At 71.5% G+C, this 22,118-nt stretch carries 17 protein-coding genes; 3 read left to right on the top strand and 14 right to left on the bottom strand.

Going from position 1 to position 22,118, the window contains the following annotated elements; all coding sequences use genetic code 11:
* Positions 1–21 precede the first annotated feature (21 nt).
* The 7 genes from cobT to ACF088_RS22540 form a co-directional block, all read right to left on the bottom strand.
* Entirely contained in the window at positions 22–4,335 is a 4,314-nt protein-coding gene (cobT, locus tag ACF088_RS22570) for a nicotinate-nucleotide--dimethylbenzimidazole phosphoribosyltransferase (protein WP_392377568.1), read from the bottom strand.
* Between the two features lie 235 nt (positions 4,336–4,570).
* Positions 4,571–5,791, bottom strand: coding sequence for a precorrin-6y C5,15-methyltransferase (decarboxylating) subunit CbiE (cbiE, locus tag ACF088_RS22565; protein ID WP_392377567.1), 1,221 nt, complete (start codon positions 5,789–5,791; stop codon positions 4,571–4,573).
* Between the two features lie 172 nt (positions 5,792–5,963).
* Positions 5,964–6,599 (bottom strand): GNAT family N-acetyltransferase, encoded by a 636-nt coding sequence (locus ACF088_RS22560; protein ID WP_392377566.1) that lies wholly within the window; start codon positions 6,597–6,599, stop codon positions 5,964–5,966.
* 291 nt (positions 6,600–6,890) lie between these two features.
* Complete coding sequence (locus ACF088_RS22555; RefSeq protein ID WP_392377565.1) at positions 6,891–7,748, bottom strand: MetQ/NlpA family ABC transporter substrate-binding protein; 858 nt, start codon at positions 7,746–7,748, stop codon at positions 6,891–6,893.
* Between the two features lie 95 nt (positions 7,749–7,843).
* Complete coding sequence (locus ACF088_RS22550) at positions 7,844–8,578, bottom strand: methionine ABC transporter permease (protein ID WP_392377564.1); 735 nt, start codon at positions 8,576–8,578, stop codon at positions 7,844–7,846.
* Complete coding sequence (locus ACF088_RS22545; RefSeq protein ID WP_392377563.1) at positions 8,575–9,669, bottom strand: methionine ABC transporter ATP-binding protein; 1,095 nt, start codon at positions 9,667–9,669, stop codon at positions 8,575–8,577. The genes ACF088_RS22550 and ACF088_RS22545 overlap by 4 nt, the downstream gene beginning before the upstream one ends.
* A 409-nt stretch (positions 9,670–10,078) precedes the next feature.
* Positions 10,079–10,726, bottom strand: coding sequence for an HAD-IA family hydrolase (locus ACF088_RS22540; RefSeq protein WP_392377562.1), 648 nt, complete (start codon positions 10,724–10,726; stop codon positions 10,079–10,081).
* 117 nt (positions 10,727–10,843) lie between these two features.
* Between ACF088_RS22540 and ACF088_RS22535 the strand changes: the two genes are divergently transcribed.
* Complete coding sequence (locus ACF088_RS22535; RefSeq protein ID WP_392377561.1) at positions 10,844–11,212, top strand: hypothetical protein; 369 nt, start codon at positions 10,844–10,846, stop codon at positions 11,210–11,212.
* The gene (locus ACF088_RS22530; protein ID WP_392377560.1) at positions 11,205–11,663 is read left to right on the top strand and encodes a hypothetical protein; all 459 of its coding nucleotides are present in this window, start codon (positions 11,205–11,207) and stop codon (positions 11,661–11,663) included. Before ACF088_RS22535 ends, ACF088_RS22530 begins: the two co-directional genes overlap by 8 nt.
* A 107-nt stretch (positions 11,664–11,770) precedes the next feature.
* Here the strand turns inward: ACF088_RS22530 and ACF088_RS22525 are convergent, their stop codons facing one another.
* Together ACF088_RS22525 and ACF088_RS22520 are read right to left on the bottom strand one after the other, a co-directional pair.
* On the bottom strand, positions 11,771–12,313 hold the full coding sequence (locus tag ACF088_RS22525) for a GNAT family N-acetyltransferase (protein WP_392377559.1): 543 nt from the start codon (positions 12,311–12,313) through the stop codon (positions 11,771–11,773).
* A 327-nt stretch (positions 12,314–12,640) separates the two neighbouring features.
* Entirely contained in the window at positions 12,641–13,777 is a 1,137-nt protein-coding gene (locus tag ACF088_RS22520) for a glycerophosphodiester phosphodiesterase (protein ID WP_392377558.1), read from the bottom strand.
* Positions 13,778–14,084: 307 nt separating this feature from the next.
* Between ACF088_RS22520 and ACF088_RS22515 the strand changes: the two genes are divergently transcribed.
* Positions 14,085–14,753 (top strand): lysophospholipid acyltransferase family protein, encoded by a 669-nt coding sequence (locus ACF088_RS22515; protein ID WP_392377557.1) that lies wholly within the window; start codon positions 14,085–14,087, stop codon positions 14,751–14,753.
* Positions 14,754–14,844: 91 nt separating this feature from the next.
* Here ACF088_RS22515 and ACF088_RS22510 read toward each other — a convergent pair whose 3' ends face one another.
* The 5 genes from ACF088_RS22510 to ACF088_RS22490 all read right to left on the bottom strand — a co-directional run bounded on the left by ACF088_RS22510 (position 14,845) and on the right by ACF088_RS22490 (position 22,084).
* Positions 14,845–16,815, bottom strand: coding sequence for a bifunctional metallophosphatase/5'-nucleotidase (locus ACF088_RS22510; protein ID WP_392377556.1), 1,971 nt, complete (start codon positions 16,813–16,815; stop codon positions 14,845–14,847).
* Positions 16,816–17,105: 290 nt separating this feature from the next.
* Positions 17,106–18,650 (bottom strand): MFS transporter, encoded by a 1,545-nt coding sequence (locus ACF088_RS22505; RefSeq protein ID WP_392377555.1) that lies wholly within the window; start codon positions 18,648–18,650, stop codon positions 17,106–17,108.
* Positions 18,647–19,198 carry a TetR/AcrR family transcriptional regulator gene (locus tag ACF088_RS22500; RefSeq protein ID WP_392377554.1) on the bottom strand — a complete coding sequence of 184 codons (552 nt, stop codon included), beginning with the start codon at positions 19,196–19,198 and terminating at the stop codon, positions 18,647–18,649. The genes ACF088_RS22505 and ACF088_RS22500 overlap by 4 nt, the downstream gene beginning before the upstream one ends.
* Positions 19,199–19,330: 132 nt before the next feature.
* Entirely contained in the window at positions 19,331–20,773 is a 1,443-nt protein-coding gene (gene argH / locus ACF088_RS22495) for an argininosuccinate lyase (protein WP_392377553.1), read from the bottom strand.
* A gap of 117 nt (positions 20,774–20,890) precedes the next feature.
* Positions 20,891–22,084, bottom strand: coding sequence for an argininosuccinate synthase (locus ACF088_RS22490; protein WP_392377552.1), 1,194 nt, complete (start codon positions 22,082–22,084; stop codon positions 20,891–20,893).
* Between the last annotated feature and the right edge of the window lie 34 nt (positions 22,085–22,118).

The raw sequence follows: 22,118 nt of genomic DNA, 5'->3' as shown, positions 1-22,118 counted from the left end.
CGGGGACGGTGGCTGCCCCGCTCAGCTCTTCTCGGTGACTCCGGCGGAGTCGAAGGTGGCGACCTCGTGCATGGCGCGGGCGGCGCTCTGCACCACGGGGAGCGCGAGCAGGGCGCCGGTGCCCTCGCCGAGGCGCAGATCGAGGTCGACCAGCGGGCGCAGCCCCAGCTTGTTCAGCGCCGCGACATGGCCCGGCTCGGCGCTGCGGTGCCCGGCGATGCAGGCGGCCAGCGCCTCGGGTGCGATGGCACGGGCCACCAGGGCGGCGGCGCCGGCACTGACTCCGTCGAGGATGACCGGCGTACGCAGCGAGGCGCCGCCGAGGATCAGTCCGACGAGGGCGGCGTGCTCCAGGCCGCCGACCGCGGCGAGGACACCGATGGGGTCGGCCGGGTCGGGCTGGTGGAGCTCCAGGGCGCGGCGGACGACATCGACCTTGCGGGCGTGCGTCTCGTCGTTGATGCCGGTGCCGCGGCCGGTGACCTCGACCGGGTCGACGCCGGTGTAGACGGAGATCAGTGCGGCGGAGGTGGTGGTGTTGGCGATGCCCATCTCGCCCGTGAGCAGCGCCTTGTTGCCGGCCGCGACGAGGTCACGGGCGGTGTCGATGCCGACCTCGATCGCCTTGAGCACGTCCTCCTGGGTCATCGCCGGGCCCGCCGTGAAGTCGGCGGTGCCGGGGCGGACCTTGCGGGGCAGCAGACCGGGGGTGGCCGGGAGGTCGCTGGCGACACCGACGTCCACGACACAGACCTCGGCGCCGACCTGGTTGGCGAAGGCGTTGCAGACCGCACCGCCGCCCAGGAAGTTGGCGACCATCTGGCCGGTGACCTCCTGGGGCCAGGGGGTCACGCCCTGGGCGTGCACACCGTGGTCACCGGCGAAGATCGCGACGGCGGCCGGCTCCGGGATGGGCGGCGGGCACTTGCGGGACAGCCCGGACAGCTGGGCGGAGATGATCTCCAGCATGCCCAGCGCCCCGGCGGGCTTGGTCATCCGCTTCTGCCGCTCCCAGGCCTCGCCGAGCGCCTTGGCGTCCAGCGGGCGGATGCCCTGCAGGGTCTCCTGGAGGAGGTCGTGCGGGCTCTCGCCGGGCAGCGCGCGCCGGCCGTAGGTCTCCTCGTGGACGACCCAGGACAGCGGGCGGCGCTTGGACCAGCCGGCCTGCAGGAGCTCGGGCTCCTCCGGGAACTCGTCGACGTAACCGATGCACAGGTAGGCGACGACTTCGAGGTGCTCGGGCAGGCCCAGTTCGCGGACCATCTCCCGCTCGTCGAAGAAGCTCACCCAGCCGACGCCCAGGCCCTCGGCGCGCGCGGCGAGCCAGAGGTTCTCGACGGCGAGCGCGGAGGAGTACGGGGCCATCTGCGGCTGGGTGTGCCGGCCGAGGGTGTGCCGGCCGCCACGGGTGGAGTCGGCGGTGACGACGATGTTCACCGGCGTTTCGAGGATGGCCTCGATCTTCAGCTCGCGGAACTGCTTGGCGCGCGCCTTGGGCAGCGACTTGGCGTAGGCCTCGCGCTGCGCCGTCGCGAGCTGGTGCATCTTCTCGCGGGTCTCGTCCGAGCGGATGACGACGAAGTCCCAGGGCTGGGAGTGGCCGACGCTGGGGGCGGTGTGCGCCGCCTCCAGGACGCGCAGCAGGACTTCGTTGGGGATCGGGTCACCGCGGAAGCCATTGCGGATGTCGCGGCGTTCGCGCATCACACGGTGCACGGCGGCCCGCTCGGAGTCGTCGTACCCGGCGGCCGGGGACGGCATATCGGCTGCGTCGGGCGCCGCGGGGTCGAAGCCGTCGGGCGCCTCGGCGGGCTGCTGACCTGCCTCGCCCGGCAGGTCGTCGCCGAGCTGGACGAGTTCGGCGGCGTCCTGCTGCTGGGGCATCTCGTCCTGCTGAGGCGTCTCGTCCTGCGTCTCGTCGGCTGGGGCGTCGGCAGCGGGGGTGCTGTCGGGTGCGGGGGTGCTGTCGGGTGCGGGCCCGGCCGCCGGGGGCTCTGCTGCCTCGGCCTGCGGGGCCGGGGCGTCCACGGTGGACGGCTCGCCGGAGGCCTGGGCCGGGATGTGGACGGCAACGGGAGGGGCGTCGGAGGGCAGGTCCCCGGGGACCTGGGGCTCGACGGTGTCCGCGGGCCCGGCTGTCTCTGTGGTCCCGGCTGTCTCTGTGGTCCCGGTGGGCTCTTCGGTCCCGGCTGTCTCTGTGGTCCCGGTGGGCTCTTCGGTCCCGGCTGTCTCTGCGGGCCCGGTGGGCTCGTCGGTCCCGGCGGGCTCGTCGGTCGTCTCGTCCACGGCGGAGCCGGTGTCCGCGGTCGCTTCGGCCGTCGGGTCGTGCGGCTCGCCGAGCCGGTCCAGGTCGTCGGGGCCGGCCGCTACGGGCTGCTCGTCGACGACGGCCGCGTCCGCGTCCTGCGGGGCGGCCTGAGGTGCGGGCACCTCGGCGGTCTGCTGCCCGGCGGCGTCCACGGGGGCACCGGGCTGCGGCTCGCCGGCGGCCGGTTCCTGCGCCTCGGGCGGCTCTATGACCGTCTGCTCCAGGGGCGCGCCATCCTCGGTGACGGGCGGCGCGGCGGGGCCCTGAGTCGCCGGGCCGGGGGCCGGGGCGAGGGCGGGCTCGGCAACGGGGACGTCGGTAGCGGAGGTCTCGACGGGGGCGGCGTCGGCGGGGGAAGCCTCGGCGGGGGCGGCCTCGGGCGCGGCGGCGTCGGGCTGCGGCTGGGGCTCGTCCACGGCGGGGGTCGGCGCGACGGTCTGCTCCTGGTCAGCGCTCTGCTCGTCCTGTGGTGCCGGAGCCGGGTCGGCGGTGATGTCGGCCAACGGCTGCTCGGCGTCGGGCTCCCCGGCCGGGTCGGCGGCTTCGGCCGCGACGGGGCCCGGGGCACCGGCGGGCTGCGCCGACAGCTCGGGCTCGGCTCCGGCTTCGGCTCCGGCATTGGCTTCGGCGGGGTGGTCCTGTTCCGCGGGCTGCTGCAGGGCCTCGGCGGCGGCCGTCTCGGGCTGCTGGACGTCCACGGCGGCGGCGTCCGGTGCGGCCACCTCCGGTGCGGCCACCTCCGATGCGGGTGCATCCGGCACGGCGGCATCCGGCGCGGTGGCCTCCACCGCGGCAGTTCCCTCCTGACCGGGCACGGCCGCAGCCGGCAGTGCGTCCGCAGCCGCGTCCTGCGGCTGCGCCGAGGCCTCGGCCGCGGCCTGCACGTCCGCCGGGTCCGGCACGTCCTGCACGGCATCGGCGGCTTCCGCGGCGACGGCCGCGCCGTCACCGCCCATGACTGCGTCCTCGGCCGGCAGCGGCATCGGCTGCGGCTGTTCGGCGGGCGGCGCCGTGTCCTGCGGGACGGGCGGCGCGGGCTCGGCAACGGGTGCGACAGGCGCCTCGGGGGCGACCGTTTCTGCAAGCGGGGCCGACACCGCGGCCTGGGCCGGGGCCTCGTTCCACGACGGCACCTGCGACGGGATTTCGCCGAGCTGCGGGCCGGGCAACGGGCCCTGGCCCGCGGCCCCGTAGGTCTGCTCGGCGGACAACTGCCCACCGTAGGACTGCCCGCCGTAAGACTGCCCGCCATACGGCTGCTCGCCGTAGGGCTGCCCGGCGTACGACGACGCCGCGAAGCCCTGCTCCGCCACGGCCGCCTCCCCGAAGGGCTGCTCGGCGTACGGCAGGCCCGCGTCGGCCGGCGGCTGTTCGCCCACCGTGGCCTCGGGTGCCTCGGCCGGGGCGTCGAAGTATTCGGGTCCGCCGGTGGGCGGTCCCGCGTGCCGCGCGGCGGACTGCGCGGGCGCGTCGGCCGGCCCGCGGTCGGCGAGCGAACGGACCACGCCGCCGGTCGCGTCGGGGACGGGCGGCCCCATGTGCAGCGGACGGCGCTGGGGCGTGGCGGGGGCAGCGGCACGGGCCTGCTGCGGTGCCGCGGGCTGCGGGATGCGGACGGCGCTGAGGTCGACCGCACCGGAATCCCGGCCGCCGCTCTCGTGGTCACCGGTCTGGGCGGGCATCGGCTCGAAGCCGGTGGCCCCCTGGGCGGCCGCGTCGTACGGCGCGCCCTGCTGGGGCTGCTGGTCGGGACCCTGGTGGGTCTCCTGCGGCTGCGGGAGCGGCTGGGCCGCCGACTGCTCGCTCCAAGCGCCCTGGGCACCCGGCATCAGCAGCAGGTCGTCGTCCTCGACGACGCCGTCGGCCTGGTCGGCATAGGGGTATGCACCGGGAGGGGGCACCACACCCGGTAGCTCCGTCGGTCCGGCGTCGGCAGGGGAGGGAGCGGCCGCCGGCTGCGGCTGCCCGGGATGTCCGCCTGCGTTCTCCGGCTGTCCCTCGCCCGGGACCTGGCCGGTGTCGGTCATGCGTACCCCTCGCCCATTGGTAGTGCTCCTTCCAACCGCTCGTGCGACGCGCTCGACCGGGGCGCGCCGACGCCCGATAGCTAGAACGAGCGAGCACGCCTCGCGGCACGTCCGCTCTCCAGAGCTTCATATTCGGCCAAAACCACGGCATTTTCCGGATATTGGTGTACGAAGCTGAATGCGGAACGGCGGCGCAACGATCCGCCAGCCTACCTCGCGCGGGTTGCCGTGCTGGTCATGGGTGAGGAACGCGATAGCCGCTGAGCAAAAACACCACGGACCGCTCGCGTTCGACCCAGACGGAGGTGTCCAGGTCCACGGACTGCAGCAGCGCGCACTCGACTTCATAGCCGCCGTCGGCCAGCGCGCGGCCCAGCGCTTCGGCCTCGTCACGGGTGGCGGCGTGGGTGACGATCCGTTCGGGACGGCGGGCCGCGCAGGCGGTGACGACCTCCGCTCCCCCGCCGCCGACCCGGATGACATCGGGCTCGGGCAGGTCCTCCAGGGCCTGTGGCGCCCGTCCGTGCACGACCTGGAGCTGGACGCCGTGGCGGCGGGCGAGGGCGGCGGTGCGGCCGCAGGCGTCGGGGTCGGCGTCCACCGCGATGACGGCGGCGCCGAAGCGCCCGGCCTCCACCGCGGCGGCTCCGCTGCCCGCTCCGATGTCCCAGACGAGGTCGCCCACCTGCGGCCCCAGGCGGGCGAGTTGTGCGGTACGCAGCTGGACGGACTCACCCTCGCCCAGGGCACCGCCGTAGGCACCGGCCGGAAGCCCCCAGCCGCGCGCGCCCGTCGGATGGCCGACCTCGCGGCCGGCGATCCAGCCGGTCCCCTGGGCCGCGGCGCCGCCGGGCGAACCCCCGACGACAATGACGACATTGGGGTCACGCCAGACATGGTCGGCGACCTTGTCCGATGTGAGTACCGTCACCCGCTCCCGGTCGGTGCCCAGATCCTCGCAGATGACGAAGGTGCGGTGGACGCCGCCGAGCAGCAGGGCGAGTTCGGCGGGCCCGGCGCCGGGCGAGGTGAGCACCGCGACCTTGGTGTGGGCGCGGCAGACGTTCACCGCGCGGCGCAGATCGCGGCTGTGGGCGACGACGACCTGGGCGTCGTCCCAGGGCATACCGGCCCGGGCGAAGGCGGCGGCGACGGAGGAGACGGCCGGTACCACTTCGACTTCCAGGCCGTGCTCGGGTGCCCGCAGGGTGCGGACGACGCCGAAGAACCCGGGGTCGCCGTCGGCGAGCACGACGGCGGTGCCGCGGTGCTGGGCGATGCGGCGGGCGGCCAGGGTCACGCTGCCGAGCCGGATCCGCTCGGCGTTCGGCGGGACTTCGGGCAGTGCGAGGTGGTGGGCGGCGCCGGCCACCAGCGTGGCGGCGCCGAGGGCGGAGCGGGCGGCGGCGGTCAGCGCGGAGCCGTCCCATCCGATCACCGTGACCCGGTCGGCCATGCTCGTCAGTCTCCTGGGGCTGCTGTGGTTACGCGCGGGGTCGGCAGGCGGGCCGGCTGCGGGCGGCCGCAGACCGGTGAGGTGCCGCTGGTGCGCTGGTCCGCGCGGGTCGCGCAGGTGCGCGGCAGGCCGAGGGTACCCCGAGAGGTACGGGCCGGAGTGCGGGCGTGGGTCAGTTCCACTCGGGGTAGGAAAATGCGTTCGCATCCGCCGGCCGGCCCGGGAGCCCGTCGAGGTCCTCGGGCAGCAGGCTCCACACGATCAGATCGGTGCGGATGTCCGTCCAGCCGCCGTCCTCGGTGCGGCTGCGGACGATGCAGGCGTTGCGCAGCACGCCCTCGCTGATGCAGCCGATCTTCTGGGCGACCTGCTGGGAGGCGGTGTTGCCGGCTGCGGTGCGCAACTCGATGCGTTCGAATTTCTGGTCGTGGAAGAGCCAGTGGGCGACGGCGAGCGAAGCCTCGGAGGCATACCCCTCACCGCGGGCCCAGGAGGCGACGACGTAGCTGATCTCGCTGGAGCGGATCCGCCAGTCGGTGTGGCGCAGTTGGATCACGCCGACCAGGCGCTGGGTGAGGAACTCGGTGACCGCGAAGTCGATGCCGTGGCCCGAGACCCGTTCGGCGGGGGCGTTCCCGGTGGTCCAGGTGCGCGCGGCGTCCTCGGTGTACGGCTGGGGTATCGCGGTCCAGGCGGCGACCAGCTCGTCGTTCATCATGGCGGTGAGGGACGGCACGTCGGCCTCCTCGAAGGGGCGCAGCACCAACCGGTCCGTGCTGATGGAGATGTCCGGAAAGGTGGATGTCATGCCGCTGCTCCCACGCCGTTGACTGTGGTGTTCCGGAACGTCGCGGGCTGTGAGACCGCGAGGTCACGGGCCGTCTTGACCGTCTTGAATGCACCAGCATGCAGCATCGGCCCGCGGGTGTGCCACGCGCGTGGGCCCCGGCCGCGTGCTGCGCGGATCCGGGGCCCGGTGGCCGCGCGTACGGACGGCCACCCTCCGGTGACCTGCGTACGGGCGACCCCACGTCCACACCCGCCCACCCCCCGAAGAGGGGTGGGCGGCGGGGAAAACCTCAGGACAGGAGCGGCGGCATCAGCTCTTGGCGGGGCCGAAGGCCGGGATGACCGAGCCGTCCGTGTACTTGTCCTCGATGAACTTCTTGACCTCGGAGGAGTTCAGGAGCTTGGCCAGCTTCTTGATCCGCGGGTCGTTCTCGTTGCCCTTCTTGACGGCGAGGAAGTTGGCGTAGGGGTTGTCCTTCGCCTTCTCCAGGGCGAGCGCGTCGGTGGAGGGCTTGAGGTGGGCGCCGATGGCGAAGTTGCCGTTGATGATCGCGGCGTCGACGTCGTCGATGCGCGGCGCGGTCTGGGCGGCCTCCAGCTCGGTGATCTTGATGCCCTTGTCGTCCTTGACGTCGGTCAGCTTGGCGTCGGAGCCGACACCGGGCTTGAGGGTGATCACCCCGTTGTCGGCGAGCAGCTTGAGCGCCCGGCCCTCGTTGGAGGGGTCGTTGGGGACCGAGACGGTGCTGCCGGACTTGAGCTGGGACAGCTTGTCGATCTTCTTGGAGTAGACCCCGAGCGGCTCGATGAGCACGTTCTGGACGGGCACGATGTGCGTGCCGTTCTCCTTGTTGAAGGTGTCGAGGAACGGCTTGTGCTGGAAGAAGTTGGCGTCGACCTGGCCGTCGTCGGTGACCTTGTTGGGGATCTTGTAGTCGTTGAACGGCTTGACGACCAGCTTGAGGCCCGCCTTCGCCGCCAGCTCGTTCTTGACGAAGTCGAGGATGGCGCCGTGCGGGGTGGGGCTCGCGGCAACGACGAGGGGGGCGTTCTTGTCGCCCTTGCCGGTGCTGGCGGTGGTGTCGGAGGGGGCGCTGCAGGCGCTCGCGCCGAGGGCGACGGCGGAGGCGGCGGCTATGGCGACGGAGATCTTGACGGTGTTGCGCACGAAGAGTGCCTCTTTCTTGTTCCCACGCGCACGTTCACGCGTGATGTCCGCCCGGCAAAGGGTCCGGGCTGCGGGGTGGAGCGGTGGCTCCGGTATCAGGCGGCCTCGGTGACGGCGGCCGGTTCCTCGGCGCGGGTGCGGCGCAGGCCGACCCGCAGGGAGGAGGTACGGGTGCCGCGCTCGGCGAGCCGGCGGACGACGAGGTCACCGAGCAGCTGGACGAGGGAGACCAGGAGGATCAGCTCGACCACGGTGGCGATCATCAGTGAGGTCTCGTACTGCTGGTAGCCATAGGTATAGGCGAGGTTGCCCAGGCCGCCGCCGCCGACCGCACCGGCGATCGCGGAGTAGCCGATCAGCTGGATGACGAGCGTGGTGACGCCCGCGATCAGCGCGGGCAGCGCCTGCGGGAGGAGCACCTTGAAGATGATGGTCCAGGTGCCGCCGCCCATGGCGTGGGCGGCCTCGACCAGGCCGCCGTCGACCTCGCGCAGCGCGGCCTCCACCAGCCGGGCGAAGAACGGGATGGCGGCGAGGGCCAGCGGGACCACCGCGCCGGTCGGGCCGATCGAGACGCCGACGAGGAGGCGGGTGAAGGGGATCAGCACCACGATCAGGATCAGGAACGGGAAGGACCGCCCGATGTTCGCGATCACGCCGAGCACCTTGTTGACCACGACGTTCTGCAGGATGGCACCCCGCTGGGTCAGGTGCAGCAGCACACCGACCGGGATGCCGATGAGCACCGCGTAGAACGTCGACCACCACACCATGAACAGGGTGTCGAGGGTGTTGTCGTACAGCAGCGGCTGCATCTCGTCCCAGGTCACTTGGCACCTTCCTTCTGCAGCGTGGCGGCGGGCGCCGGGGTCTTGGGCCGGTCGTCGGCGTCGGCGGCGGGCGCCGCGGCGCTGCCGTCGACGTCCGCCACGTCCACCTGGAGCCCCTGCTCGCGCAGGAAGCCGATGGGCACGACGTTCTCCTCGAAGCGGCCGGGCAGCTCGATGCGCATCCGGCCGACCTGCTTGCCGCCGACCGTGTCCATGGCGGCGCCGAGGATCGAGATGTCGACGTTGTAGGTGCGCGACAGCTCGGAGATCACCGGGCGGGTGGCGGCCGAGCCGTGGAAGGTGACGTCGACGACGGTGCGGTCGTCGGCCGACGGCTCGCCGCCGACCGGGAACAGTTCCCGGGCCAGCTCGGAGCCGGGGGTGGCCAGCAGCTCGGCGACGGTGCCCTGCTCGACCACCCGGCCGTTCTTCATCAGCGCGGCCGAATCGCAGATCGTCTTGACGACGTCCATCTCGTGCGTGATGAGCACGATGGTCAGGCCCAGCTTGCGGTTGAGGTCGCGCAGCAGCTGGAGGATGGAGCGGGTGGTCTCCGGGTCCAGGGCGCTGGTGGCCTCGTCGGAGAGCAGCACCTTGGGGTCGCCGGCCAGCGCGCGGGCGATGCCCACGCGCTGCTTCTGGCCGCCGGAGAGCTGGGCGGGGTAGGCCTTGGCCTTGTCGGCGAGGCCGACCAGGTCCAGCAGCTCCAGCGCCTTGCGCGAGCGCTCCCTGCGGTCGACCTTGAGGATCTCTAGCGGCAGTTCGACGTTGTCCTGCACGGTGCGCGAGGAGAGCAGGTTGAAGTGCTGGAAGACCATGCCGATGTGGCTGCGGGCGGCCCGGAGCTGGGCGCTTGCGCGCTTGCCGCGCCCGGCGATGGACGTCAGCTCCTGGCCGGCGACGGTGACCGTGCCGGAGGTGGGGCGCTCCAGGAGGTTGAGGCAGCGGATGAGGGTGGATTTTCCGGCGCCGCTCTGGCCGATGACGCCGTACACCTCGCCCTCGCGGACGTGCAGATCGACGCCGTCCAGGGCGGTGACTTCGCGGTCTCCTGAACGGTAGACCTTGGTCAGGCCCGTTGTGGTGATCACTAGGGAATTCCGTCACTGTCGAGTGCTCGGCGGCTCGCCCGCCGGGCACGGGGCATTCTTGCGAGTGCGGCAGAGGGGAACGGGGAGCGGCGGCGGGCGCGGGGCCCGGCTCCGGGTTCCGGTGACGCGAGCCGGCCGGCGTCGTCGGGGGGCGATGCGCGGCACGGTGGGGTCCCCCTTGCTCCACGGGAGCGCGGGGCGGGTCTCGCTTCGGGGCGCGAGGCTCAGGCGGGGGCCCTCAGCGGTCACACATTCGACACATGCAACGAGCACCGGGCGTCAGGTACGCCTCGGTCGCAGGGGTGCGGTTGCTCGTCGTGGTCATGGCGGCAAGTAAACCAGACAGCGGGACGGCCCGATCAAGCCAGTCCGGATGGCGGACATGCCTGACCAACCCGTGGACAGCGCCTCATGGCGCGAGGGTGATCTCCACCGATCCGTCCACGGCCTGCGCGGATACCTCCGCGAGCGTGCTGACGACGGCGTCCGCCGACAGCTCTTCCGCCCGGTGGGTTGTGGTCAACGCCACGGTCACCATCCCGGCCGCGCGGCCCGCCGCGAGTCCCGCCGGTGCGTCCTCGAAGACCACACAGCGGGCCGGGTCCACCCCCAGCCGCTCGGCGGCGAGCAGGAAGGGCTCCGGGTCCGGCTTACCCCTGTTGATGTCATCGGCGGCTATCAGCATCTTGGTACGGATCCCGGCCTCGCCGAGACGGGCCTCGGCCAGCCGGCGGGTGGCGGAGGTCACCACGGCCCACCGCTCGGTGGGCAGGCTCTCCAGCAGGGCGAGCGTGCCGGGCAGTGCCACGACTCCCCCGGCGACGTCCTCGACCTCCAGGTGCTCGATCCGGGCCACCGCCTCGGGAACCCGGTCCGCGGGCAGCAGATCGGCGACGATCTCCGCCGCCGGGCGCCCGTGCAGCTGGACCCGGGCGAAGTCCTGCTCGGTGATGCCGTACTCCTTCGCCCACCGGGTCCAGCAGCGATAGACGGACTCCAGGGAGGAGATCAGGGTGCCGTCGTTGTCGAAAAGGAGCGCATCAGCGGTGATCTTCATGCTTCACGAGCCTACGTGCCACGGCGGGGCCGGACGCGGCCGCCCGTCCGCCGCCGATTAGCATCGCCCCATGCCCCACAACTCCACGGCGCGCAGCCACGTGGCCCGGAGGTCCCGGTGATCGACGCGCTGACGATCACGGTCGCGGTGACCGCTCTCGCCCTCGCCGCCTGGTGCGGCTTCGCCGCGTTCCGCGACCAGCCCACCAAGGACTGGCACTTCATCGGCATGGCCCTGGTGTCGGTGCTCGGCCTGGTCCAACTGGTCATCGCCTTCGTGCAGTTGGCGCGCGGATCCTCACCGGACAAGGGCACCGCGCTCTTTGTCTCGTATCTGCTCGGGGCGGCCGCCTGTGTCCCCGCGACCGGCTTCATGTCGCTCTCGGAGCGCACCCGCTGGGGTTCGGCCACCGCCGCAGCGGGCGCCGTGGTGCTGGCGGTACTGGAAGTGCGGCTGTTCGACATCTGGGGAGGCGGCAGTGCCTGAGACCACGGCAACCACGGCGGCGGACGGCACCACGGCCACCGCCCCGGCGAGGCGTTCCCTGGGCACCGGCCCCGGGCGCCTGCTGGTCACGCTCTACGGCGTCTTCACCGTCGCGGCGGCATCCCGCTCGCTCTACCAGCTGATCGCCCAGTTCGACCGGGCTCCGCTGGCGTACAGCCTCTCGGCGCTCTCCGCGGTCGTCTACGGGTTCATCACCTTCTCACTGGTGCGCGGTGGTGAGGGCGCCCGCCGCGCCGCGATCGCCTGCTGTGCGCTGGAGCTGCTCGGGGTGCTCGGCATCGGCACCTGGACGCTGCTCGACCGGTCCGCTTTCCCCGACGCCACGGTCTGGTCGGACTACGGCATGGGCTATCTCTTCATTCCGGTCATCCTGCCCGTCACCGGCCTGCTGTGGCTGCGCCGGGCCCGTACGGAGCAGTCCGCCGCCTAGCTGACGAGGGAAGGGGAGTACGGGCCCGCCACGCGGCCGGGCCCGTACTCCCCTTCTCATGCCTGGAGCGGCTTCACGCCTGGAGCGGCTTCACGCCTGGCGCGGCTTCACGCCTGGGCAGCGAACTCTCCCTGGCTCGGTCCGGAGGGCGTGCCCACCGCGGCGGCCTCCGCGCGGAGCTCCTTCTCCAGCGTCACCACGCTCAGCCGGGGAGTGAGCTGCTCGGTGCCCACGGGCGCATAGCCGCGGCTGCGGTACAGCCGCAGATTGCCCTCGCTGCGGTGGCCGGTGAACAGGCGGTAGCGCGTGGCCGACCGCTCGGCCGCCAGCCGCTCCTCGACGGCGTCGAGCAGCCGTCCTCCCAGGCCGTGCCGCTGCATCCGCGGGTGCACGATGAGCTTGGCTATCCGCGCGGTGCCGTCCTCGTCGACCGTGCCGCGTACGGACCCGACCACCTCCTCGCCGAGCCTGGCCACCATGACGCAGCCCTCGCCCAGTTCGGCGCGCAGCGCCTGCAGCGTCTGAGTCAGCGGCTCGATGCCGTAGTCGTCGTACAGCGCGGCTTCCTGCTGGTAGCAGAGGTATTGGAGTTTGAGGACCTGCTCGGCGTCCTGGTCGGTCGCCGCAGAGATGGTCACGCTCGTGCCCATGCGCGTATGCCTCCCCTATTCGGTTCGTTGGTCCGGGCGCCGAGGGTGAGAGGGGTGCGCCCGGAACGATGTGCCCTGACAGACGGCGCCGTGGGGTACCCGTCGCCGCCATGGCGTGGCTGACACTGCTTCTTCCGGGTTCCCCGGTAGGTGGCAGCGGCAATCTCCACCGCGAGCATTCTGCGCAGGCATATGGGGCAGACGGAACGGACCGGCACCGAGCTCTCCTGTGACATTCCCAACTCAGATGAGAGGGCAGGGGAGGGTGCCGGTCCGGACTCCGCCACGCGGCGGTCAACCGCACGGGCCGCTCAAGGCCGCTGCGGGTCAGCGCTTGCGGAACTCCGCGGCCGCCAGCAGCGCGGTGTCACAGTTGTCGGAGAACAGGCCGTCGATACCGGTGCCCAGAAGTGCCTTGAAGTAGGCCAGGGAGTCACCGTACGCGTTCGGGTCGGAGCCGCGGCGGAAGTTCACCGGCAGGAACGTGTTCTCGTTGCGGACCGTGTACGGGTGCAGCACCAGCCCGGCGGCGTGTGCGTCCTTGACGACGGAGGTGGGCTTGCCGAGCTTGCCGTCCTTGTCCCGCGGGATGATCACGGTCAGGTCCGGGCCGATGCCCTGGGCGAACCCGGCGAGCCACTTCAGACCCTCGGGCTTGATCAGATCGGCGACCTTGCGCGGGTCCCCTGCCTCGGTGAAGTCCCAGGGCCGGGTGTCGGGCGTGTCCAGAAGGACGATCTTGGGGCAGCCGACCAGCTTGTCCAGGCGCTGGAGGCTGCTGGGCTCGAAGGACTGCAGGAAGTTCGGGGAGTTCTTCTTGTGCCGGCCGTGCGCGCGCAGGGCCTTGGCCAGCCGTTCCTCCAGGCCGAGGCCGAGCTTGCGGAAGTAGGTGGGGTGCTTGGTCTCGATGTGCAGCCAGACGCGGCGGCCGCGCTTGCGGCCCTCGCGCTCGGCCCACTGCAGGACCTCCTCGAAGGTCGGCACCTCCCACACACCGTCGTAGAGGGTGTTGTGCTGGCGGGTGCCCGGTATGCGCTCCTTGGCGCGCAGGGTCTTGAGCTCCGCGAGCGTGAAGTCCTCGGTGAACCAGCCGGTCAGCTTTTGCCCGTCGACGGTCTTGGTGGTCTTGCGGTCCGCGAACTCGGGGTGCGCGGAGACATCGGTGGTGGCGGTGATGTCGTTCTCGTGACGGCAGACCAGATGCCCGTCCTTGGTGGGGACGAGGTCCTGCTCGATGACGTCCGCGCCCATGTCGAGAGCGAGTTGGTAGGAGCCGAAGGTGTGCTCGGGGCGGTAGCCGCTGGCGCCGCGGTGGCCGACGATCAGCGGCACCGGCAGCTCCTGGGGCGCGCCCTCGCGGGCACGGGCGCTCGCCTGGCCGGCTCCGCCGAATACCGCCGCTCCCGCGCCGAGGGCCGCGGCCCCCAGCACCGTCCGTCGTCCCGGCTGCTGCCACTTGTGCATGCGCACGCTCCTTGTCCGAGGTGTTTTCGTGTGTTCCAGGTGCTTCCGGGTGTTTTCCGGCGTGCGGTGAGGCGTGTTGCACACCGACCCACGGAACCGGGCTGATCGTAAGCACGGACGGGTCACGCCGGGGAGACGGCCACCAACATAGGGGGGAACATGGAGGTAACACACGTCAACTGTGGGTCAACTGTGCGTATCGACCTCGTGAACCCGATGTGCGAGCCGGAGTGACCCGCGAGTATTGTCCTGGGCTGCAGAGATCTGCGCCCGCTTGACGTTGACCAGTCGCGACCCGGAGGGCCCGTTGTCCCGCATTGTGCTGAAGGCGATTCTCGGATTCGTCATGCGTGTCCTGTACCGCCCGAAGGTCGAGGGCATGGAGCGCATTCCGGCGACCGGGCCGGTGATCCTGGCCGGCAATCACGTCACCTTCATCGACTCGCTGTTCCTGAGCCTGGTGGTCAAGCGCCCGGTGTACTTCATCGGCAAGGACGAGTACGTCACCGGCAAGGGCTTCAAGGGCCGGCTGATGGCCTGGTTCTTCACCAGCTCCGGCATGATCCCGGTGGACCGCGACGGCGGGCACGGCGGGGTCGCGGCGCTGATGACCGGCCGCCGGATCCTGGAGGAGGGCAGCGTCTTCGGTATCTACCCCGAGGGCACCCGCTCCCCCGACGGCCGTCTCTACCGCGGCCGTACGGGTATCGCCCGGCTCACCCTGATGACCGGCGCGCCCGTCGTCCCGTTCGCGATGATCGGCACCGACAAGGTGCAGCCCGGCGGCAAGGGCCGCCCGCACATCGCCCCGGTGACGGTCCGCTTCGGTGAGCCGCTGGACTTCTCCCGCTACGACGGCATGGACCGCGACCGCTATGTGCTGCGGGCGGTCACCGACGAGGTGATGAGCGACGTGATGGAGCTGTCCGGCCAGGAGTACGTCGACATCTACGCCACCAAGGCCAGGGCCGCCTGACCCGCCTCGCCCCGTCCGCCTCGCCCCGTCCGCCGGGCCCCGTCCGCTTCCCGGACGGGGCCCGTGGTGCGTGCGGTGCTCCCGCCTCGGGTCAGCAGGGGACCCGGAAGCCGCCGGGGGCGCGCTGGCCCTCGGCGCCGCCGGTCAGCGCCGTACGCAGCGCCGCCTCGGGCCGCGGTACCACGCTGCCGTCGGCCTGCAGCAGTTGCTGGCGCTGGGTGACGGTACCGGTGCGGGCGCCGGGCACCCCCGCGTTCTTGACCCGCACCCGGTTCAACGGTGCGGGCGTGAGCTGCTTCTTGGTGCGGACGAAGGAGATGAAGCTCTCGTAGTCGCGGGTGTGCCGGACCGGTGCGGTGAAGCCGGTGAAGGCGCTGAAGCCGTCCTGGTTGATGAGGGTGTACGAGGGGGCGGCGAGGCGGTAGCGGCGGCCGGTGTCGAGTGCGGTGCCGTCGATGAAGACGTCGTCGGGGTCGATCCGCCGGCCGACCGGCCCCGCGGCGTCGAAGGTGTAGCGGACGTTTGCGGAGACCGCCAGCGGTGAGAAGCCGAGGCCGCCGCCGGCGGTCGGCGCCCACTGTTCCTCCAGCGCGTCATGGATCTGCCGTCCGGTGACGGTGACGGTCAGGATCGGGTCGCCGAAGCCCACGGAGTTCCAGGCCTGCGCAAAGGTGACGGTGCCGTCGGTCTCCTGGTTGCGGATCAGATCGCCGGCGATCACCGCCTGGCCGACGCGCGGGGCGACCGCGATCACGGCGAGGTCCGCGGGGGTGTTGGGGTGGTCGGCGGGGTCGTCCATCGGACCGTGCGGCTGCCGGCCCGCCCACAGCGCCCAGTCCGCGACGAGGTTGCCCATGGTGGACTCCCCCAGCGCGTTGCGCCGCCGGGTGAAGGAGGCGGTCTGGGTGCCGATCTTGGTGCGGGCGCGCCGGGAGGCGTAGTCCGCCCAGTAGCCGGCGATCGAGCGCAGCTCGGGATCCGGCGTCACATCGCGGGTGTTGGGGTGGTTGGTGGAGGTGGTCAGGTCCCGGATCACCGCTCCGGTGTCCGGGTCGAGGCGCAGATTGATCTCGTTGATGATCTGCCCGTAGCAGCCGGCCTCGACGAAGGGGCGGGGGTCGCCGTTGGGGTCGGGCAGCATCATGGTGAAGGCCCGGTGCCAGTGGCCGGTGACGATGGCATCGATGTCGGGCGAGACACGCAGCGCCAGTTCGTAGGCGGGGCCCGAGGGGTTCTTGCCGCTGGAGAAGTCGCTGCCGGCCACCGCGCCGTCGTGCATGCTGAGCACGATCGCATGGACCCCGCGCTTCTTGAGCTCCGCGGCACAGCGGTTGGCGGTCTCCAGCTCGTCCAGGGTGCGCAGCCCCGGCTGGTAGGAGCCGGGGAACGACTCGGTGCCGATGGCGGTCAGATGGATGAAGCCGATCGCCAGCCGGCGGCCCCGGCCGGCGTCCACGTACTCGATGTTGTAGGGCGCCAGCACGGACTCTCCGGTCGCGTTCCACACCATGTTGGCGCTGTAGTAGGGGAACTGCGCGCCCTCGAAGCGGCGCCCGGTGGAGTCCTTGAAGTCGTCGTCCCGTCCGACGACCGGGAAGTCGTCGCCTTCCGCCATGTGCGAGGTCAGGAAGGCCGCCGACTTGTCGAACTCGTGGTTGCCTGCCGAGGCGAAGTCCAGACCCATGGCGTTGAGCGCCTCGATGGTGGGCTCGTCGGCGAAGGAGGAGGCGTCGAACTCCCAGCCGGAGAAGAGGTCGCCGGGGGCGAAGAAGAGCGAGTTGCTGCGGCCGTCCCTCAGCCGCTCCAGGTGGGCGGCCATATAGGCCACGCCGCCCACGGTGTACGTCTTTCCGCCGGCGCCGGTGATGAGGGAGTTGGCGCCCGGGGCGCCCTGCAGATAGCCGTGCAGATCGGTGATGTTGAGGAGCTGGACGTCGACGTATTCGTCGGCGGTGGCCGCGTCGCGGGCGTGGCCGGTGGCGTAGGCGTTGCTGCCGATGGCGCTCGCGGTGGCCAGGGCCCCCGCTGCGGTGAAGAAGGAGCGTCGTCCGATGTCGCGCACTGCGTCACTCTCCTGAGCGAGCCGTCCGTAGGGGGACGACGGGAGAGTCAAACAAGCCGCGCCGGACGGCCGGTCACCAGCACACATACCGGGCGTGAACGGGCGAGGGACAGTCGCCCCCAGGGCGTGTCCCGTGGATCATGGCCGGTGCACGGCGCCGTGATCCACAGGACACGCCCTGAGGCGCGGTGGGTGCCCGCCGTCCGGCGGATCGGCCGACGGTGTCTGCCCGGTCTCGTGGGCCCACGAGACCGGCAGACCGGCAGACCGGCAGACCGGGCAGAAACCCCCTAGCTGTTCGCCAGCTCCTGGTCACGGAGCAGGAACCAGGCGGCCACCGCGGCGGACAGCAGGACCGCCGCGCCCACCGCGGCCGCGGCGTCCACCCCCGCGACGAACGAGTGCTGTGCGGCCTTCACCAGTGCCGCGGCCTGGTCGGCGGGGAGATGGCGGGCCGCCTCGAAGGCGCCGCCGAGCGATTCGCGGGCGGCGTCCGCGGCCGGTGCCGGGACCCCGGGCGGGGCGGCGAAGCCCCGGTAGATACCGGTCACGATGGAACCCAGCAGCGCGATGCCGAGCGCGGCGCCCAGTTCGTAGGCCGTCTCGGAGACCGCGGAGGCGGCGCCCGCCTCCTCCTTGGGGACGCTGGAGAGGATCACATCGGCGGTGACGGTGAACGAGAAACCGGCGCCGATGCCGACGACGAAGAGGATCAGGCACAGTGCGGCGGTGCCGGTGTCGCCGTGCAGGGTGGTGCAGCCGACGAGCGCCAGCCCGACCACGGCGAGGCCGCCGGCCACCACGATCCGTACGGACAGCCGACGGGCGACCCAGCCGGCGGCCAGACCGGCGCCCACCGCACCGATCGCGGCCGGAAGTTCGGTGAGCCCGGCGTTCAGCGGCGAGCGCAGCTGGACCATCTGGAGGAACTGGGAGAGGAAGAAGACCAGGCCGGACAGTCCGAGGATGGTCAGCAGGTCGGCCAGCACCGCCCCGGAGAACCCGCGGTGGTGAAAGAGCTTCATGTTCAGCAGCGGCGAAGGGAGGGTGAGCTGCCGCCGGACGAACACGAGCAGGGCGAGCACGCCGATGACGGCGGCCAGCGCGATGTCCCAGCGGTAGCCCTCGACCGCCGCTTCCTTGATGGCGTAGACGACGGCGACGATGCCCACCAGGGCCAGCAGGACGCTGAGGATGTCCCACGGACCGGGATCCGGATTACGCGACTCCGGGATGACCCTGGCGCCGACGGCCACCAGCAGCGCCATCACCGGCAGGTTGATCAGGAAGACCGAACCCCACCAGAAGTGCCCGAGCAGAAAACCACCGAGGACCGGCCCCACCGCCATACCGGCCGAGGCCATCGCGCCCCAGATGCCGATGGCCAGGCTGCGTTCCTTGGGGTCGTGGAAGAGGTTGCGGATGAGCGCCAGGGTGGCCGGCATCAGCGTGGCACCGGCCACGCCCTGCAGCGCACGGGCGACGATCATCATCTCCGGGGTGCTGGCGTACGCGGCGAGCACCGACATGGCACCGAAGCCGACCGAGCCGATCAGCAGCAGCTTCTTCCGGCCGATGCGGTCGCCGAGGCTGCCCATGGAGACCAGCAGGCCGGCGATGACGAAGGAGTAGATGTCACCGATCCACAGCAGCTGTGTCCCGGACGGCTTGAGGTCTTCGCTGAGGAAGGGGGTGGCGAGTCCGAGAACCGTGGCGTCGACGCCGACCAGCAGGACGGCGAGGACGAGGACGGCGAGCGCGAGCCAGCGTCCCGGCCGCGGCTGGTCGTCCACATGAGCCGAACCGGCCGGTTCTGACGCTATGGTCTCGGTCATTTCTCCATGCTCCGTCGGATGCCGCCGAGCAGCAGCTCGGCGATCGAGTGGTTGAGGTCATTGCGGGCGACGCGCCCTTCGTACACGGCCCAGGCGCCGGCGCCGATCAGGCCGTAGAGGGCCTCGGTGAGCCAGGCGGCGCTCAGATCGATGCGAAAGTCGCCCTCTTCCTGGCCGCGGCGGAAGAGGGCGGCGATACGGGCGTCCAGCTCCGCCCAGCCGGCGTTGATCTCGCCGTCCTCGAAGAGCTGGTTCTCGGTGAAGAGGAAGGCCAGGACGGCGGCGACCGGTTCGGCCTCGGCGATCAGCCGGCGCAGCGCCTCGGCGGCGTCCCCCTCCTCCAGCCGCGCCGCGTCCATCGCCTGCGCGAACTGCGCGATCCCGTGCTCCTCCAGCGCCCTGATCAGTGCGTCCCGTCCGGCAAAGTGCCGGTGCAGCGTCGCGCGGCTGATGCCCGCGGCGCGGGCGATCTCGTCCATCGGTGTCGACGCCCGGCGCGTGAGCAACGCGGCGGCTTCCTTGAGTACCCGTTCACGATCCACAGCCATGAGACACACAATAGCTGAATGAGACATTGATGTCTCACGTGACCCTCGCGACACGCACGACGGCGGCCCGCCCCCGGTCTCTCCCGGGGGCGGGCCGCCGTCACACACTCCTGCGGCTAGGGGCGTCTCCCCCTAGGGCAGCTCGGTGGCCTTCTTGGCCACCGCCCACTCCTGCTGCTTCACCAGATCGGCCCGCACCTCGGCGAGCTGGACCGCCACCGCGGAGGGCGCGGTGCCACCCCGGCCGCTGCGCGAGGCGAGCGCGCCGGGGACGTTGAGGACGCTGCGGACCTCGGGGGTCAGATGCGGTGAGATCTTGGCGAACTGCTCGTCGGTGAGCTGGTCCAGCTCGATTCCGTGCGCCTCGCACTCCTTGACGCACTCACCGGCGACCTCGTGCGCCACCCGGAACGGCACGCCCTGCTTGACCAGCCACTCCGCGATGTCGGTGGCCAGCGAGAAGCCGGCCGGGGCCAGCTCTTCCATGCGCTCACGGTTGACGGTCAGCGTGGCCATCATGCCGGTGAACGCCGGGAGCAGCACCTCCAGTTGGTCACAGGAGTCGAAGACCGGCTCCTTGTCCTCCTGGAGGTCGCGGTTGTAGGCGAGCGGCAGCGCCTTGAGCGTCGCCAGCAGACCGGTCAGATTGCCGATGAGACGCCCCGACTTGCCCCGCGCCAGTTCCGCGATGTCCGGGTTCTTCTTCTGCGGCATGATCGACGAGCCGGTCGAGAAGGCGTCGTGGAGCGTGACGAAGGAGAACTCCTTCGTGTTCCAGAGGATGATTTCCTCGGCGATCCGGGAGAGGTTCACCCCGATCATCGCCGTGATGAAGGCGAACTCCGCGACGAAGTCACGGGAGGCCGTGCCGTCGATGGAGTTGCCTGCCGAGCCGTGCTCGAAGCCGAGGTCCGCGGCGACCGCCTCCGGGTCGAGGCCGAGCGAGGAGCCGGCCAGCGCACCCGAGCCGTACGGGGAGACGGCGGTGCGGTCGTCCCACTGCCGCAGCCGCTCCGCGTCCCGGGACAGCGACTGCACATGCGCCAGCACATGGTGGGCGAAGAGCACCGGCTGGGCGTGCTGGAGGTGGGTGCGGCCGGGCATCGCCACGTCCGGGTGGGCCTCGGCGAGGGAGACCAGCGCCTCCTGGAGGTCGGCGATCAGCCCGCCGACGATCCGGGCGTGGTCCCGCAGGTACATCCGGAAGAGCGTGGCGACCTGGTCGTTGCGCGACCGGCCGGCCCGCAGCTTGCCGCCGAGGTCCGGGCCGAGCTGCTCCAGCAGCCCGCGCTCCAGAGCGGTGTGCACGTCCTCGTCGGCGATGGTGCCGGTGAACGAGCCGTCGGCGACGTCCGAGGCGAGCCGGTCGAGGCCGGCGAGCATGCGGGTCAGCTCGTCCTCGGTGAGCAGCCCGGCCTTGTGGAGCACCCGGGCGTGCGCACGGGAACCGGCGATGTCGTACGGGGCCAGCCGCCAGTCGAAGTGGACGGACGCCGACAGTTGGGCGAGCGCCTCGGCCGGTCCATCGGCGAAACGGCCGCCCCAGAGCCGGACGTCACCGCTGTTGCTGCTCACTGCTGCTCCTCAAGGCTGCTTCGGATACGCGACCTCCCCCTGAGTCCCGGGGACCAGGGGGTACCCCCGCCGCGAGGGCGGGGAGGCGGGCCGTCGTACGGACGTAACGAGACGGGCTCAGGCCAGGTCGCGCTTGGCCGCGATCTTGCTCGACATGCCGAAGAGCTCGATGAAGCCCTTCGAGAGCGACTGGTCGAAGGTGTCGCCGGTGTCGTACGTCGCGAGGTTGAAGTCGTAGAGCGACTGGTCGGACTTCCGGCCGGTGACCACCGCGCGGCCGCCGTGCAGGGTCATCCGGATGTCGCCGCTGACCTGCTGGTTGGCCTCGTTGATGAAGCCTTCCAGGGCGCGCTTGAGCGGCGAGAACCACAGGCCGTCGTAGACCAGCTCGCCCCAGCGCTGCTCGACCTGCCGCTTGTAGCGGGCCAGTTCGCGCTCGACGGTGACGTTCTCCAGCTCCTGGTGCGCGGTGATCAGCGCGATGGCGCCGGGCGCCTCGTACACCTCGCGGGACTTGATGCCGACCAGCCGGTCCTCGACCATGTCGATCCGGCCGATGCCCTGGGCGCCGGCCCGCTCGTTGAGCTGCTGGATGGCCTGCAGGACGGTGACGGGCTTGCCGTCGAGGGCGACCGGGACGCCCTCCTTGAAGGAGATGACGACCTCGTCGGCCTCCCGCTGGGTGGCCGGGTTCTCGGTGTACTCGTACACGTCCTCGATCGGCGCGTTCCAGATGTCCTCCAGGAAGCCGGTCTCCACGGCCCGCCCGAAGACGTTCTGGTCGATGGAGTACGGCGACTTCTTGGTGGTCGCGATCGGGAGGTTCTTCTCCTCGCAGAACGCGATCGCCTTGTCCCGGGTCATCGCGTAGTCACGGACCGGGGCGATGCACTTCAGGTCGGGGGCGAGGGAGGAGATACCGGCCTCGAAGCGGACCTGGTCGTTGCCCTTGCCGGTGCAGCCGTGGGCGACGGTGGTGGCACCGTGCTTCTTGGCGGCGGCCACCAGGTGCTTGACGATGGTCGGCCGCGAAAGCGCGGAGACCAGCGGGTAGCGGTCCATGTACAGGGCATTGGCCTTGATCGCCGGGAGGCAGTACTCGTCGGCGAACTCGTCCTTGGCGTCCGCGACCTCGGCCTCGACCGCGCCGCAGTCGAGCGCACGCTTACGGATGACGTCCAGGTCCTCGCCGCCCTGGCCGACGTCCACGGCAACGGCGATGACCTCGGCGCCCGTCTCCTCGGCGATCCAGCCGATACAGACAGAGGTGTCCAGGCCGCCCGAGTAGGCGAGTACGACGCGCTCGGTCACGGGTTTCTCCTTACGGTGCATACGCTGATGGGTA

Source organism: Streptomyces sp. NPDC015125, from assembly GCF_043080045.1.
In the GTDB taxonomy this organism is placed as follows: domain Bacteria; phylum Actinomycetota; class Actinomycetes; order Streptomycetales; family Streptomycetaceae; genus Streptomyces.
Note: the sequence above shows the minus strand (reverse complement) of the source record. Positions and strands in the feature narration are given on the sequence as shown.

Excerpts from the sequence above, each read along its gene's own strand:
- cobT (WP_392377568.1), bottom strand. The coding sequence starts at position 4,335 with ATGACCGACACCGGCCAGGTCCCGGGCGAGGGACAGCCGGAGAACGCA.
- cbiE (WP_392377567.1), bottom strand. The coding sequence starts at position 5,791 with ATGGCCGACCGGGTCACGGTGATCGGATGGGACGGCTCCGCGCTGACC.
- ACF088_RS22560 (WP_392377566.1), bottom strand. The coding sequence starts at position 6,599 with ATGACATCCACCTTTCCGGACATCTCCATCAGCACGGACCGGTTGGTG.
- ACF088_RS22540 (WP_392377562.1), bottom strand. The coding sequence starts at position 10,726 with ATGAAGATCACCGCTGATGCGCTCCTTTTCGACAACGACGGCACCCTG.
- ACF088_RS22525 (WP_392377559.1), bottom strand. The coding sequence starts at position 12,313 with ATGGGCACGAGCGTGACCATCTCTGCGGCGACCGACCAGGACGCCGAG.
- ACF088_RS22520 (WP_392377558.1), bottom strand. The coding sequence starts at position 13,777 with ATGCACAAGTGGCAGCAGCCGGGACGACGGACGGTGCTGGGGGCCGCG.
- ACF088_RS22505 (WP_392377555.1), bottom strand. The coding sequence starts at position 18,650 with ATGACCGAGACCATAGCGTCAGAACCGGCCGGTTCGGCTCATGTGGAC.
- ACF088_RS22500 (WP_392377554.1), bottom strand. The coding sequence starts at position 19,198 with ATGGCTGTGGATCGTGAACGGGTACTCAAGGAAGCCGCCGCGTTGCTC.